Annotated in this window: 16 protein-coding genes and 1 riboswitch; of the genes, 12 read left to right on the top strand and 4 right to left on the bottom strand. The window is 68.1% G+C overall.

What is annotated here, in order from left to right; all coding sequences use genetic code 11:
- Nucleotides 1-2: 2 nt before the first annotated feature.
- Together fliF and fliE are read right to left on the bottom strand one after the other, a co-directional pair.
- Nucleotides 3-1715, bottom strand: a complete 1713-nt coding sequence (gene fliF / locus ACG04R_RS20065) for a flagellar basal-body MS-ring/collar protein FliF (RefSeq protein ID WP_394414950.1) — start codon at nucleotides 1713-1715, stop codon at nucleotides 3-5.
- A 7-nt stretch (nucleotides 1716-1722) separates the two neighbouring features.
- Nucleotides 1723-2037, bottom strand: coding sequence for a flagellar hook-basal body complex protein FliE (fliE, locus tag ACG04R_RS20070; protein ID WP_474103862.1), 315 nt, complete (start codon nucleotides 2035-2037; stop codon nucleotides 1723-1725).
- Between the two features lie 450 nt (nucleotides 2038-2487).
- A riboswitch (cyclic di-GMP riboswitch) is annotated at nucleotides 2488-2581 on the bottom strand.
- A 404-nt stretch (nucleotides 2582-2985) separates the two neighbouring features.
- On the opposite strand from fliE, the gene ACG04R_RS20075 reads away from it, so the two are divergent.
- The 7 genes from ACG04R_RS20075 (at nucleotide 2986) to ACG04R_RS20105 (ending at nucleotide 9422) form a co-directional block, all read left to right on the top strand.
- Nucleotides 2986-3888, top strand: a complete 903-nt coding sequence (locus ACG04R_RS20075; protein ID WP_394414956.1) for a FliM/FliN family flagellar motor switch protein — start codon at nucleotides 2986-2988, stop codon at nucleotides 3886-3888.
- 7 nt (nucleotides 3889-3895) lie between these two features.
- The gene (locus tag ACG04R_RS20080) at nucleotides 3896-4237 is read left to right on the top strand and encodes a FliM/FliN family flagellar motor switch protein (protein ID WP_394414959.1); all 342 of its coding nucleotides are present in this window, start codon (nucleotides 3896-3898) and stop codon (nucleotides 4235-4237) included.
- Between the two features lie 142 nt (nucleotides 4238-4379).
- Nucleotides 4380-5138: a flagellar type III secretion system pore protein FliP gene (fliP, locus tag ACG04R_RS20085; protein ID WP_394414962.1), complete on the top strand. Its 759-nt coding sequence runs from the start codon at nucleotides 4380-4382 to the stop codon at nucleotides 5136-5138.
- A 10-nt stretch (nucleotides 5139-5148) separates the two neighbouring features.
- Complete coding sequence (gene fliQ, locus ACG04R_RS20090; protein WP_394414965.1) at nucleotides 5149-5418, top strand: flagellar biosynthesis protein FliQ; 270 nt, start codon at nucleotides 5149-5151, stop codon at nucleotides 5416-5418.
- Between the two features lie 2 nt (nucleotides 5419-5420).
- Entirely contained in the window at nucleotides 5421-6206 is a 786-nt protein-coding gene (gene fliR / locus ACG04R_RS20095; protein ID WP_394414968.1) for a flagellar biosynthetic protein FliR, read from the top strand.
- Nucleotides 6196-7332, top strand: coding sequence for a flagellar type III secretion system protein FlhB (gene flhB / locus ACG04R_RS20100; RefSeq protein WP_394414971.1), 1137 nt, complete (start codon nucleotides 6196-6198; stop codon nucleotides 7330-7332). The genes fliR and flhB overlap by 11 nt, the downstream gene beginning before the upstream one ends.
- A complete protein-coding gene (locus ACG04R_RS20105) occupies nucleotides 7329-9422 on the top strand; it encodes a flagellar biosynthesis protein FlhA (protein ID WP_394414974.1) in 2094 nt (697 codons plus the stop codon). The genes flhB and ACG04R_RS20105 overlap by 4 nt, the downstream gene beginning before the upstream one ends.
- Before the next feature lie 4 nt (nucleotides 9423-9426).
- On the opposite strand, the gene ACG04R_RS20110 is transcribed toward ACG04R_RS20105, so the two are convergent.
- A complete protein-coding gene (locus tag ACG04R_RS20110) occupies nucleotides 9427-10260 on the bottom strand; it encodes a hypothetical protein (protein WP_394414977.1) in 834 nt (277 codons plus the stop codon).
- Between the two features lie 92 nt (nucleotides 10261-10352).
- Entirely contained in the window at nucleotides 10353-11249 is an 897-nt protein-coding gene (locus ACG04R_RS20115; RefSeq protein WP_394414980.1) for a flagellin N-terminal helical domain-containing protein, read from the bottom strand.
- 593 nt (nucleotides 11250-11842) lie between these two features.
- On the opposite strand from ACG04R_RS20115, the gene ACG04R_RS20120 reads away from it, so the two are divergent.
- The 5 genes from ACG04R_RS20120 to ACG04R_RS20140 all read left to right on the top strand — a co-directional run.
- The gene (locus tag ACG04R_RS20120) at nucleotides 11843-13294 is read left to right on the top strand and encodes a tyrosine-type recombinase/integrase (RefSeq protein ID WP_394414983.1); all 1452 of its coding nucleotides are present in this window, start codon (nucleotides 11843-11845) and stop codon (nucleotides 13292-13294) included.
- A 30-nt stretch (nucleotides 13295-13324) separates the two neighbouring features.
- Nucleotides 13325-13606, top strand: coding sequence for a type II toxin-antitoxin system RelE/ParE family toxin (locus tag ACG04R_RS20125; protein ID WP_394414986.1), 282 nt, complete (start codon nucleotides 13325-13327; stop codon nucleotides 13604-13606).
- Nucleotides 13607-13640: 34 nt separating this feature from the next.
- The gene (locus ACG04R_RS20130; RefSeq protein ID WP_394414989.1) at nucleotides 13641-13991 is read left to right on the top strand and encodes a HigA family addiction module antitoxin; all 351 of its coding nucleotides are present in this window, start codon (nucleotides 13641-13643) and stop codon (nucleotides 13989-13991) included.
- Nucleotides 13988-14188 carry a hypothetical protein gene (locus ACG04R_RS20135; protein WP_394414992.1) on the top strand — a complete coding sequence of 67 codons (201 nt, stop codon included), beginning with the start codon at nucleotides 13988-13990 and terminating at the stop codon, nucleotides 14186-14188. The genes ACG04R_RS20130 and ACG04R_RS20135 overlap by 4 nt, the downstream gene beginning before the upstream one ends.
- 131 nt (nucleotides 14189-14319) lie before the next feature.
- Nucleotides 14320-14435 (top strand): transposase (locus tag ACG04R_RS20140; protein ID WP_394415018.1); only part of this gene is annotated, 116 nt, incomplete at its 3' end.

Genomic DNA, 14435 nt, shown 5'->3' on the forward strand with positions numbered 1-14435 from the left:
AATCAGTCGCTTCGGCCATTTTTCCTCTGCACCCATTGCTTGACGACTTCCGCCACCCGCTCGGGCTCCTTGCCCGCCAGCACCTTCAGGTGGTCCACCAGCACGTCGACGGGCGAGCCCGGCGGCGGCAGTTCGTAGTTCTCCAGCAGCGGCGTCACGGCCGTGCGCGGGCCTGCCACGGCGGGCTGGGCCTCGGAGGCGGCGGCCAGCGCGGGCTCGGCCGTCTGCAGCGTGGTCGGCGCGGCCTCCGCGGCGCGCGGCGTGGCGGCCGGGCGCGGCGCCACGGCCTGCTGCGCCATGCGCAGCACCGGGCGGGCGATCAGCAGGTAGCCCAGCAGCAGGGCCAGGCCGTAGGCGGCCCAGCCACCGACGTCGATCCAGGTGTCGTGCTCCTCCCACCACTGCGGCGGCACGGGCGGCTTGGGGAAGCTCATGGCCGACAACGTCAGCTTGTCGCCGCGGTCGGCGTCGATGCCCAGGCCGCTGCGCAGCACGCGCTCGATGCCTGCGATCTGCTCGGGCGTCCATTTCGGGGCGCCGGCGGGTGCGGCTGCGTCGTTGAGCAGCACGGCCACGTTGAGGCGCTCCAGGCGGCCGCGGCTCTTCTTCACCTGGGTGATGTTGCGGTCGTAGGCGTACTGGCGGGTGGAGGCGTTCCGGCGGTTGGTGGCGCCGCCGTCCTGCGCGCCCGAGGCGGCCGTGGCCGCTTCGCTGACCGGGCGGTTGCTCAGCGAGCCGGGCACGCCCAGGGCCAGGGCCTGGCGGTCCTGCTCGTCGCGCATGGCCTCGCTGGTGACCTTGGGCGCGTTGCCGTATTGCTCGCGGGTCTCCTGCACACGGTCGTTGTTGATCTCGGCCGTGACGCTGAGGCGGTAGTTCTGGTCGCCGAGCACGGGGGCGAGCAGCTCGCGCACGTTGGCGCGCACCTCGTCCTGGACGCGCCGCTGCGGTTCGTTGGCGGCGGCGGCGTCGAAGCCCTCGCTCAGGTCCACGCGGGCCGAGAGCAGATGGCCCTGCTGATCCACCAGGCTGACGCGCTGCGGGTCCAGGCCGGCCACGCTGCCCGAGACGAGCTGGATGGCGGCAGCGATCTGTTCGTTGGAGAGCTGGCGGCCCGGCTTGAGCGTCAGCACGACCGACGCGGAGTTCTTGTCCGCGCTGCTGACGACGAAGGCGCTCGACTTGGCCAGCGCGAGGTGCACGCGCGCGGCGGCCACGGCGTCGATGGCCATCATGCTCTGCGCGAGTTCGCCTTCGAGGCCGCGGCGGAAGCGCACGTCCTGCACGAACTGGCTCACGCCGAGCGGGTCGTTGTGGTCCAGCAGTTCCAGGCCGGCCGGCAGCCGGGCAACCACGCCCTTGCTGGCCAGCAGCATGCGCGCGCGGCCCAGCTGGCCGTCCGGCACCAGCACCTGGCCGCTGTCGGGATGCAGGCGGTAGGGCACGTGCTCGGCATCGAGCACGGGCAGCACGTCGGCGGTGGGAATCTGCTCGTGGGCGCCGTACAGCGGCTTGTAGTTGGCCTGGTCGCGCCACAGCAGCAGCGCGACGACCAGCGTGCCCAGCAGTGCCAGGCCGATCACCGGCCAGGCCTTGCGGACCCAGTCGCCCGTCAGGCTGGGCCGGCCGCGCCAGAGCTCGGCGGCGCGCTGGCGCCAGTCCGGCGCCGGCAGCAGTCTGGCCTCGGTGGTTCGCGTGGAAGGAAGGGTCTGCATGGAGGGCTCAGAACTGCAGCTTGAAGAGGTCGTCCATGGCGCCCATCACCTTGTTGCGCACCTGCATGAGCATCTGGAAGGACAGGTTGGCCTGCTGGCTGGAGAGCATGGCGCCCACGAGGTCGTCGCTCTCGCCGCGCTCGACGGACTGCATGCGCGCCTGGGCGTCGTGGCCCTGAGCGTCGACGCGGCGCAGCATCTGCTCGAAGCCGTGTGCGCCGGCCTGGGCACTGCCGGCGTCGGCAGCGGCGGCAATCTGCTCGGCCTCCTGCTGGACGCCCTGCAAATCACGGCCAAGGGCGGCCAGCCCGTGGCTTTCCATATTCATGCCAGTAACCATCGCGTCCATGTCCATAACTCCGTCATCATGAATCGTTCAGGCGAGCGGAATCCTTCGTGTCGGCAGGTATGCCTGCCATCAACGAATATCAATAACGCTCGAAATAGGCTCTGCCGACCGGCCCGAGTATTAAAGTGCGGGCGTGGCTCGGGAATATATTCAAGACAAAACGATGCCCTGACCCGAGGAATTGGTATCCGGGCCGGCGGGATGTTTGGAATTGAAAATGGCAGAGCGCGCCGCGAATCGAGATGTCGCGAGCGCAGACCAGGCGGTCTAGGAGGTCGAGAAGAACCTGAACATGAAATGCTCCCTGTGTTGCACGGGGGCACGATCGGCGAGCAGCCGGCAGGTCGCAACAGGCCGCGCGAGGCGGCCCGGCTAGGCATGAGTAGCCAGTGGTGCATGCGTCACATGCACCGCAGACTCAGGTCTGGCAACCCCGCTATCGTGGCCGGCCCGGAGGCCGGCTGTAGACCGGAGGCTTTGCGACCCCGGCTTTCGCACGGGTGTGCCCTGATGCCCCGAACTGTAGCGCAGCAGTCCGTTTTTGACGGCATACGGTAAGAAAACTGACGAGCTGAAACATCCAGAGTGTGAACTGGTTCACGCTCGACGGGGGTCGCTCCCCCTTGTGCTGTTCGAAAAACAGCCCTTTTTGCCGTGATTTGAAATCTCCGCCCGAGGCGTGGGGTTAATTGCCCTGGCGGCCCGGATACCCTCCAGGTTTGCTGTGATTTTTTGCCGCCGGTCCTGCCCTCCAGGGGTTTTAGGCGGACGCCGGCGTGCAGAAATTAAATCGCGCACATAAAATCTAGATCCGTTATCGGGAACGATCGGCCACACGGGATTCAGCCCGGTGGTTCAGGTATTCAACACCACCTTGCCAAGCCCCCCGGCACGCCGGGCTGTGGTTCGGCCCCAGCCTCCATGTCCAACACCCGCACCGTTCGCGCCGGCGCCCAGCCGCGCGCCACGACCTCGCCGCTGCAGCGGCTGGACAGCCGCAGCCTCGGCCGTCCCACCCATCTGCTGCCCCGGGTTGCCGAGGAACTGCGCCAAGCGCTGAACCAGGCACTGCAGCAGCACTGGAACCTCCGCTACCAGACGTCCTACGACATCGTGGCCGCGCGCGTCACGCCCTTCGACGGCGGCGCGGAGCCGCCGACCCCCGGGCGCTGGCTGCAGACGCCCGAGGCGCGGGAGCCGCTGGCCTGCCTGATCGAGCGCGGCCTGGTGCTGCACATGCTGGCGCAGCGGCTGGGACTGAAGACGGTGGCAGATGCTCCCGCCGAGACGGCCACCGAGGACCGCCTGCGCCATTCGCTGGCCCGCAGCCTGGCCGAGCGCTGCCTGCGCGCGCTGGGCCAACTGGCACAGGGCACGGAAGCGCCCGCGCAAGGCATGGCGCCATTGCAGCCGCTGGGGGCCTGGGTGCCCGTGTCGCTGCCGCGCATGCCGGCCGGCGCCTGGTTGCTCAGCCTGGATCTCTGCGCGCCCGATCTCGAGCCGACCACCGTCAAGCTGGTCATCGATGGCGGCGTCATCGACGTCGTGCTGCGTGCGTTGGCCGCGGCCTTGCGCGGCACCCGTGGCATCCGCAAGGCCGGCGCCACGCCCTCGCTGGGCAAGCGCCTGCCGCTGCTGCTGAAGGCGCAGCTGCTCGAGCAGCGCCTCCCGCTGGAGGCCGTGCTGGCCCTGAAGCCAGGGTCGCTGATCCCCGTGCACCTGGAGCAGGCCACCGTGCGTGTCGAGGGCGCCGCGCTCTTCCACGCGCAGGTGGCCGAGCACCAGGGCCAGTTGTGCCTGACCTCTTTCCAAGACCTGGAGTGATCCCGCAATGAACGACCTCGACACGATGGACGGCTTGATCGACATGATCGACGTGGCGGCCGAGCCTGCTCCCGAAACGCGCGCACCGCGCCGCGACATGCCGGCGCTGATGCGCAAGATCTCGGTCACGCTGACGCTGGAGGTCGGCGAAGCCCGCATCTCGCTGCACGACCTGGCCCAGCTGGAACCCGACAGCGTGGTCGAGCTCGACACGCTGGCCGGCGCGCCGCTGACGCTCAAGGTCAACGGCACCGCCATCGGCCGCGCCGAGGTCGTCGTGAGCGGCGACAGCCACGCGCTCAAGGTCATCGAGATCGACGGCCTGGACCTCGACCAGCTTGGGGCATGAGCGCCGCGCGGGGCCGCCCCAAGCAAGCTCGCTCCCGCTCGGCGGGAGTGAGCCCGGACTTGGGATGCCCAGTGGGCATCCCATGCCTGGCGAACGCCTTGTCGCACTGGCAAGGCAAGCGCGCAGCGCGAAGGGTGCACCAATGAGCGCAGTACCGCAGCGGCTGCGGCGCTGGTCGGGCGTCGCGCTCGGCCTCGCGCTGACGGCTGCCTGCCACCCGGCCGTGGCTGCCACGCTCAAGGTCGTGGGGCCGACGGCGACGGGCGCGCAAGGCGAGTTCACGCTGAAGACGCAGGTCCTCGTCATCATGACCCTGCTCGGGCTGCTGCCCGCGCTGGTACTGATGACGACCAGCTTCACGCGCTTCGTCATCGTGCTGTCGCTGCTGCGCCAGGCCCTGGGCCTGCAGCAGGGCCTGCCCAACCGGCTGATCACGGGCGTCGCGCTGATCCTCACGATGCTGGTGATGCGCCCGGTGGGGCTGCAGATCTGGGACAAGGCCATGGTGCCCTACGACGAAGAGAAGATCACGTTGAGCGAGGCGCTCAAGATCGCCGAGGCGCCGCTGTCGCGCTTCATGCTGGCGCAGACGAGCAAGAACGCGCTGGGCCAGATCGCACAGCTGGCCGGCGAGGCCGAGGTCAAGACGCCCGAGGAGCACAGCTTTCCCGTCAAGCTGGCGGCCTTCGTGCTGTCGGAGCTGAAGACGGCCTTCCAGATCGGCTGCATGCTCTTCATCCCCTTCCTGGTCATCGACCTGGTGGTGGCTTCGGTGCTGATGGCCATGGGCATGATGATGCAGTCGCCGATGGTGATCTCGCTGCCGCTGAAGCTGCTGCTCTTCGTGCTGGTGGACGGCTGGACGCTGACGGTCAACACGCTGGTCTCCAGCATCCGGTGAGGGGCCGACGATGAATCCCGACGTCGCCGTCGACCTGGTCAGCGAAGCGCTGCACCTCACCATCCTGCTGGTCTCGGTGCTGGTGCTGCCGGCCCTGCTCGTGGGCCTCGTCGTCTCGCTGTTCCAGGCCGCCACGCAGATCCAGGAGCAGACGCTGTCCTTCCTGCCGCGGCTGCTGGTCACGCTGTTCGTGCTGGGCCTGGCCGGGCGCTGGATGACGAGCCAGCTGATGGATTTCTGCATCTCCATCTTCCAGCGCGCCGCGCAGCTCGTCGGTTAGCCATGGACCTGGCGTTCACGGACATCCTGCTGTGGCTGTCGGCCTTCTGGTGGCCGTTCTGCCGCACGCTGGCGCTGTTCGCCACCGCGCCGATGATCGGCGAGGCCATGGTGCCCATGAGCGTGCGCGCGCTGCTGGCGCTGCCGGTGGCGGTGGTGATGATGCCGATCTCGCAGGCCACGGCCCACGCGGTGGAGCCGCTGTCGCTGCAGGCCATCGCCGCCACGGCCGAGCAGGGCCTGATCGGCCTGGGTATCGGCCTGACGCTGCACCTGGCCATGGGCGTGATCACGACGCTGGGCTTCCTGCTGTCGTCGCAGCTGGGCCTGGCCATGGCCGTGCTCAACGACCCGCTCAACGGCAGCTCGTCCGACGTCATCACGGCGCTGGTCAACGTGCTGTGCATGCTGGTGTTTTTCGGCATGGACGGGCATCTGCTGTTCGTCTCCGTGCTGGGGCGCAGCTTCTCGGCCTGGCCGGTGGGCGGCGGCCTGCCCTGGCTGACGCTGCAGGGCCTGGCCTACAACCTCGGCTGGGTCTTCTCGGCCGCCATGCTGCTGGCGCTGCCGGTGGTGGCGGGCGCGCTGGTCGTGCAGGTCGGCATGGGCTTCCTGAACCGCGCGTCGCCGGCGCTCAACCTCTTCTCGCTGGGCTACACGCTGATCACGCTGATCGGTCTCTTCATGCTGAGCCAGGTGCTGTCCAGCATCCCTTCGCACTACATCCGCATGACCGAGCAACTGCTCGACGGCCTGTCACAGGCCATGAAGGCCAGCCATGGCGGATGACAGCGGCGACCGCAGCGAAAAGGCCTCGGAGCAGAAGCTCCGCAAGGCCCGTGAACAAGGCCTGGTGGCGCGCTCGCGCGACCTGGCGGCGGCCATCGGCCTGCTGCTGGGGCTCAAGCTCATGCTCTGGATGGCGCCGAGCTGGTTCGACGATTTCCGGCGCCTGTTCCGCCTCGTGCTCTCGCCGCTGCCGGAGCCGGGCCTGATGGACGCCTGGGCCACCGAGCTGGCCGGCCACGCGCTGTGGATGCTGCTCAAAATGGTGCTGCCGCTGGCGCTGCTGCCGCTGGCGGTCACCGTCGCGGCGCAGCTCGGCGGCGGCATCGTCTTCGCCACCTCGCAGTGGGCGCCGCAGTTCGGGCGCATGAACCCGCTGGCCAACCTGGCACGGCTGTTCTCGGCCAAGCACTACAGCGACCTGGGCGCCACGCTGGTCAAGGTCGCGGGCCTGATCGTGGTGCTGGCCTACCTCGTGCGCTCACAGGCGCCGGCCTTCGTCGGCCTGCAGGCGCTGAGCCTGGACGAGGCCTTGCCGCGCGCGGCCGGCCTGCTGTTCGACGCGCTGCTCAGCCTGGCCGCCGTGCTGGGCCTGTACGCGCTGGTCGACGTGCCGCTGCAGCGCCTGCTCTTCCTGCGCGGCCAGCGCATGAGCAAGCAGGAGGTGAAGGAGGAGCACAAGCAGAACGAAGGCCGCCCCGAGGTGCGCCAGCGCATGCGCCAGATCCGCCAGCAGATGGCGCGGCGCAGCGTGCGCAAGGCCGTGCCCGACGCCGACGTCATCATCAACAACCCCGAGCACTACGCCGTGGCCGTGCGCTACGACAGCAGCAAGGCCGCCGCCCCCTACGTCGTAGCCAAGGGCATCGACGAGATGGCGGCCTACATCCGCAGCGTGGCCCGCGAGCACCAGGTGCCGCAGCTGGAGCTGCCGCCGCTGGCCCGCGCGCTCTACAACGGCACGCAGGTGCAGCAGCAGATCCCGGCCTCGCTGTACGAGGCCGTCGCCCAGGTGCTGCACCACGTCATGCAGCTGCAGGCCTTCCGCAGCGGCCGCCGGCAGACCGAACCCAGGCTGGACGCCGACCTCCAGGTGCCGCGCCACCTCTCCGATCCGGACACCCCATGAAGACCTCCCTGACTGCCTCGCTGCGCGAAATGCGCGTGGCCGCGCCGATGTTCCTGCTGGCCATTCTGGCCATGGTCATCCTGCCGATGCCGCCGGTGCTGCTGGACATCCTGTTCACGTTCAACATCGTGCTGGCGCTGGTGGTCATCCTGGTGGCCGTGAACAGCCGCCGGCCGCTGGACTTCTCCGTCTTCCCCAGCATCATCCTGGCCACCACGCTGATGCGGCTGTCGCTCAACGTCGCGTCAACGCGCGTGGTGCTGCTGCACGGCCACGAGGGCACCTCGGCCGCCGGCCATGTGATCGAGTCCTTCGGCAACGTGGTGATTGGCGGCAACTTCATCGTCGGCCTGGTGGTGTTCGTGATCCTGATGGTGGTGAACTTCATCGTCGTCACCAAGGGCGCGGAGCGCATCTCCGAGGTCTCGGCCCGGTTCACGCTGGACGCGCTGCCCGGCAAGCAGATGGCCATCGACGCCGACCTGAATGCCGGCCTCATCAACCAGGAGCAGGCCCAGAAGCGCCGCCGCGAGGTGGGCACCGAGGCCGACTTCTACGGCGCCATGGACGGCGCGTCCAAGTTCGTGCGGGGCGACGCCATCGCCTCCATCCTGATCCTGCTGATCAACATGATCGGCGGTGTGGCCATCGGCGCCTTCATGCACGGCCTGAGCCTGGGCGACGCGCTGCGCCAGTACGGCCTGCTGACCATCGGCGACGGCCTGGTGGCGCAGATCCCGGCGCTGCTGCTGTCGGCCGCGGCGGCCATCATCGTCACGCGGATCAGCGACTCGGCCGGCAACCTGGAAAGCCAGGTCGGCGAGCAGATGCTGGCCTCGCCCCAGGTGCTTTACAGCGCGGCCGGCGTGATGCTGGTGCTGGCGCTGATCCCGGGCATGCCCTGGATGGCCTTCGCCAGCTTCGCCGTCGCGCTGGGTTGGGCCGGCCGGCGCATGAGCCAGCGCGGCGACGCGGTGGTGGCTGAGGCCCCGGATCTCGACGCGACGCTGGCGCTGGCGCCGCCGCCCGAAATGGACTGGCGGGCGCTGCCGGTGGTGGAGCCCATGGCCGTGGCCGTGGGCTACAAGCTCGTGAACCTGATCGACCCGGCGCAGGGTGCGCCGCTGACGCAGCGCATCAAGGGCATGCGCCAGACGCTCAGCGAGCAGCTTGGCGTGCTGCTGCCGGCGCTGCCGGTGCGTGACGACCTGGCGCTGAAGGCCACCAGCTACAGCGTGTTGCTCAACGGCAGTCCACTGGCCCAGGCCAGCATCTATCCGGACAAGCTGATGGCCATCGCCTCGGGCCAGGTCTGGGGTGAGCTGGACGGTACCCCCAGCGTGGACCCGGCCTACGGCATGGCCGTGACCTGGATTGACCCCGCACAAAAGGCCCATGCGCTGGGCCTGGGCTACCAGGTCGTCGACGCGGCCAGCGTGATCGCCACCCATGTGTCCAAGCTCGCGCGCGAGACCCTGCCCGAGCTGCTGCGCTTCGACGACATCGCCGCGCTGCTGGAGCGCCTGAACGCCATCGCGCCCAAGCTGGGTGCGGCGCTGGACAAGGCCTACACCCATGCCCATCTGCTGAAGATCATGCGCCTGCTGCTGGCCGAGAACGTGGCGCTCAGGGACATCGTCAGCATTGCCGGCACGCTGGTGGAGAACGCCGAGATCACCAAGGACCCCATCCTGCTGGCCGCCGAGGTGCGTTGCACGCTGCGCCGCCAGATCGTCAGCCAGCTGCTGGGGCCCGAGGGCCAGAGCGCCGCGCTGCGCGTGTTCAACCTGGGCGGCGAGCTGGAGACGCATCTGCTCAACGCGCTCAACCAGGCGCGCCAGGGCGGCGCCAAGGTGGCGCTGGACAGCGTGCCGGTGGACCCGGTGCTGCTGGGCCAACTGCAGCAGCACATGCCCGCGGCACGCGACCGGCTCAAGGGGCAGGGCGCCTCGCCAGCCCTGTTGGTGATGCCCCAGGTGCGCCCGCTGCTGGCCCGCTACGCGCGGCTGTTCGCACCGGGCCTCTCCGTGCTGTCGTACAACGAGGTGCCGGAGCAGCGCGAGATCGTCGTGGTCGGCTCGCTGGGCTGATCGCTCACAAGGACCAGAGCAGCTCGGCGGCCAGTACCAGCAGGTCGGGGTCGGCACGGACCGCTTCGCGCCGGGCCGGCGAGCTCAGGCTGCGCCGCCGCCAGCGCCAGGCCTGAACCCGTGCACCGGCCCGCGCCAGCGCGCCGTCCCAGTGCGGCCAGCGAGAGCGTGCCAGCGCCATCGCGAGCGGCGAGGCCAGGATCAGGTCGATCTCCAGCGCGGCCGCCCGGCCGCTCATCTGCACGCCCAGCATCTCGCCGTGCCAGGGCAGCATCAGGCTCAGGTGCGGCCCGGCCTGCCCCCGGAGGTCGCCGGCCAGCGGCAGCGCCTGCAGCCACAGACTGTCTTCAAAAGGTTCAGGAAGCGACCGGCCCGCGGCCAGCGCTGGCAGGCTCAGGCGGGCCCAGTCCTGCGCATGTTGTGCGGGCTGGTAGGGCTCGGCGCCGGCAGGCTCGGACGCCTTGCCGTGCAGCCAAGGCGGCAGTTCGGCCTGGAAGGCGCGCGTCGGCGTCGCGAGGGTCGGCGAGTCGAGCGCGTCGTTCACCGAGGCTTCGGGGAACGGCGGCGCCAGCAGTTCCAGCTGCAGGCGTGGCTGCGTGGCGATCACGCGCAGCAGCAGGCCGACATCGCCGCCGGCCAGCAGGGCAGGGTTCAGCGAGCGCACCAGAGCCGTGGCGTCCCATACCGGCCCGCCGGGTGCGTCCGCCGGCTTGGCCTGCCAGGCGCCCGTGGCGTCGCGCAGCAGTTGGAGCAGCATGCCGGGCCGCCAGTCCGGCAGGCCCGCGGCGGTGGCCGGCAGCGCGAGCGGCAGGGGCAGGGGGGTGAGCGCGATGGGCATGGCAAAGCGGAAAACAACAAAGGCCCGGCACCAGAAGCGGCGCCGAGCCTTGGGTCGAGCGGCCCTTGCGGGCCGCAGCGCCGATGCCGCGATTACTGCAGCAGCGACATGACCATGCCGGACATCTGGTTGCTCTGCTTGAGCATGGCCATGCCGGACTGCATCAGCATCTGCTGGGTCGTCATGTTGGACGATTCCGACGCGTAGTCGACGTCCATGATGCGGCCCTTGGCGGCGCTGACGTTGTTGCTCATGCTCTGCAGGTTGTTGTAGACATGGCTCAGGCTGTTGGCCGCGGCGCCGAAGTCCGAACGCAGTGTGCCGACGGCGGCGATGGCGGTCGACAGCTTGTCGATGTTGGCCGAGGCATTGCCGCCGGTGATTTCCGTGCCGGGCGTGCCAGCGGCGGGCGTGCCGTACTGGGCCGAGATGGCGCCGATGGCGGTGTCTGCAGCGTTCAGGTGAGTCGACGCGTCGAAGTCCATCTTCTCGCTCGAAGCCGCGCCGATCTGGAAAGTGATGCTGGCGCCGAAGGTGCCCGAAGCGGCCCCGCCGCCGGCCGTGTCAGCCGCCTTCAGGAAGAGGTTCTGGCCACCGAAGTTGGTGTTCTTCATCACGTTGTTCAACTCGCGGCCCAGCGAGTCGTACTCGGCCTGCATCGCATCCTGGTCGGTCGAGGTCGACGAGGCGTCGGCTGCCTGCGTGGCCAGATCCTTCATGCGGGTCAGGATGTTGGTCACTTCGTTCAGGGCGCCTTCGCCCGTCTGCAACATCGAGGTGTCGTTCTGCGAGTTGCGCATGGCAACCGACATGCCGCTGACCTGAGCGTTCAGTCGCGTGGCGATCTGCAGGCCGGCAGCGTCGTCCATCGCCGAATTGATGCGGAAGCCGGTACCCAGGCGGGCTTGCGTGGTGGCCAGCGACTGCGTCGTGGAGTTCAGCGCGCTTTGCGTGGAGAGGGAAGCGGCATTGGTGTGCAGGCTCAACATGGTGTTCACTCCGAGGTGTTCATTTGACGGTGGGGTGATCTCCATCGCCCCTGCAGTTACTGGGCGGCGCGAGCGGCGCAAACCTTAAATGCGGCGGAGAAGTTTTTTGAGGGGCCAGACCTTGGCGGCCCGCCGCGGGAGCCCGGCTGTCGCCTGCTGCTGCGGCCTGCTGACGATCCGGTCCGTGGACAGCGGCCACGGCGCATCGAGGCTGCGGCAACTGGCCGCTGGCGATGGTCGTCGGGAGTTTCCAGACGGCCGGGGAGTCGTGAAGGCAGGCGGGTGGGTTTGCCGGGCGTTCCGCGCCGACACAAGCCATTCCGTGGCACCCATTCGGCACGGAGGCCCTGAAATGCAAGAAGCCGCGGAGTCTGCGGCTTCTGCAAGTCCTTGATAAACAAGGGAAATCTGGTCGGGGTGAGAGGATTCGAACCTCCGGACTTTACGTCCAGAACGTAAAGATCACATGTTTAACTGACATTTCGGAGCCATTCGAACCCCTCATTTCTCCTGGGGATAGTTCGAATCCAGGGCTATAGACTTTTCCCAACTTTCCGGTAATATGTTACCCGGGCGTCACCCCGGGGAAACAGATGTCAAAGCCGCTGGACTTCACGATCCGAGCCATCGAAGCGCTGCCGCCCGCCGCGCCGGGCACGAGAGACGAGTACAAGGACACCAAGTCTCAGGGCCTGTATTTGCGGGTCACAGACAAGGGTGTGAAGACCTTCTCGTTCGTCGGTCGGCCGAAGGGTGGGAGCCGGGCCGAACGTGAGACTTTTGGCAAGTTCCCGCTGGTCAAGCCCGAGGAGGCGCGCCAACGCGCCCGGGAGCTGGGCGGGCAACTCGCGTCGGGCCTGAGCGTCACCGCCGCCCGGCACGCGCGCAAGGGCGAGCCCACCGTCGGCGAACTGTGGGACCTCTACTACGCCCACATCAAGGTCACCAACAAGGCCCCGGAAGCCACCAAAGACCTCTGGGACTACTATGTCGCTCCCGCCTGGGCGCGGCGTCGGCTGTCCGAGGTGAAGGCCCTGGACGTCGAGCGTTGGCACCGGGATCTACCGGCCAAGATCATGCAGCGGAGGGCGGAGAAGGCCGCAGAGCGCGCCGCGGTCGCTGCAGCTCGTCGCGCCGAGATCGAGGCCCGTCAGGCCATTCGGCGTCACGGGCCGGCCCCGAAGCCCAAGCAGGAGGTGGCGCGGAAGCCCGCAAAGCCGGTGACGGGTCACGGCAGCGCGAACAAGGCCCTGGAGTTGCTACGCGCGATGTACTTCTTCGCCATGACCCCGAAGCGGGCGCTGTTCGCAGGCCCGAACCCGGCGTCCGGCCACGAGAAGTTCAAGCAGAACGACCGCGAACGCTTCCTCTACCCGGACGAGATGCGTCCTTTCTTCGAGGCGCTGGCCCAGGAGCCCAATGAGACGATGCGCGATGCGATCCTGATTGCCTTGTTCACCGGCCAGCGGCGCGCCAACGTGGTGGCGATGCGCTGGGATGAACTGCATCTGGACCGTGCCGAGTGGAAGCTGTCAGGCGAGTTCACCAAGAACGGTGACGCCCACACTGTGCCGCTGACGCCTGAGGCCGTGGCGATCCTGCGCCATCGGCGCGAGAAGTCGGATCTGCTGGTCTCGGCGCGGCGCACTGGCAAGCTTGCGCCCAACGACCCAGCGCACTTCGTCTTCTCTTCGGACCGCAGCGAATCTGGGCACATCACAGACTTCTCGTCAGCTTGGGAGCGCCTGTTGAAGGCGGCAGGGCTGACGAATCTTGTCCCGCATGACCTCCGGCGCACGAACGGCAGCTGGCTGGCCAGGTCTGGCGCCTCGCTGCTGCTGATCGGCAAGATGCTCAACCACCGCACGCCCGAGGCGACGCAGATCTACGCCCGACTCGACCTCGACCCGGTGCGCACGTCGCTGAAGGGTGCGACGGCTGCGATGTTCGAGGCTGCCGGCGTCAAGGTGGCGGCGGAGGTGATCCCGTTGCCCAAGGCCGGCGGGTCGAAAAAGAAGTCGGGCGGCGATACTAATGCCGCTTGACATTACTAGTGTCGGAGAGCAATATTAACCATGATCGAGAGCTTCGCAGACAAGCGCACCGCGGCGATCTTCCTGGGCAACGAGGTGCGAGGGCTGCCGCGAGAGATCCAGACGACGGCCCGTCGCAAGCTCAAGGTCATTGACGCCGCGCTGTCGGTGGAGACCCTTCGCGTGCCGCCTGGCAACAGGCTGGAGGCGCTGAAGGGCAACCGCAAAGGCCAGTGGAGCATCCGCATCAACGACCAATGGCGGATCTGCTTCAAGTGGAAGGACGGCAACGCGTTCGACGTCGAGATTGCGGACTATCACTGACCCTTGGGGTCGCAGGTCAATGGAGTGACCGACCATGAGCATTGCACGCAGCGAACTGAAGGATCTGGACTTCCGAGGCATCACGACCGGCCGGAAGCTGGATGCCGTGCATCCGGGCGCGGTGTTGCTGAACGACTTCATCGAGCCTATGGGCATCACGCGCTACCGCGTGGCCAAGGCCATCGGGGTGCAGCAGCGTCGCATCGACGAGATCTGCTCGGGTGAGCGTGGCATCACGGCTGATACAGCGGTGCGTCTGGGCCTGGCGTTCGGAGTCGAGCCGCAGTTCTGGCTCAACCTGCAGTCCCAGTACGACATCGAGGTGATCCAACGCGACCAGGGGGGGCAGTTGGCCGAAGAGGTGCAGCACCTGGCGGCGGCATGAGCGTACCGGCGCTCGAAAGCGCTGTAGCCCACAGCGCCTTGGATGAGGCTGGTGACTCAAGGCTGGATTCGCTGCTGGCAGTGGAGCGCCATCGCTTCATCTCGCTGCAAGAGGTGATCGAATTCATCTGCGGCTCCAACGGTGCGCGCGCGGCGAGCGGCGGCCTTCTTGCTGGAGAAGCTCAACAGCGACCCTGACTTTCCGCCATGGCGTCGGCGCACCGGCGGCAACATTCCGGATATTGATTCGCTGTGGGGGAAGCGCCTGTGAATCGCCCCGGGTTCAGTAGACACCTTCGAGCCTCAAACTGAGGCCCAGAGGAGGTGCCATGACAGCGAAGCAACCCTACCCGGAAGAATTCAAGATCGAGGCGGTCAAGCAGATCACGGAGCGAGGTCATCGGGTGGCCGACGTCTGCGCCCGGATCGGCGTGAGCCAGCACAG

The sequence above is a fragment of the Pelomonas candidula genome (genome assembly GCF_043555985.1).
Classification (GTDB): domain Bacteria; phylum Pseudomonadota; class Gammaproteobacteria; order Burkholderiales; family Burkholderiaceae_C; genus Pelomonas; species Pelomonas candidula.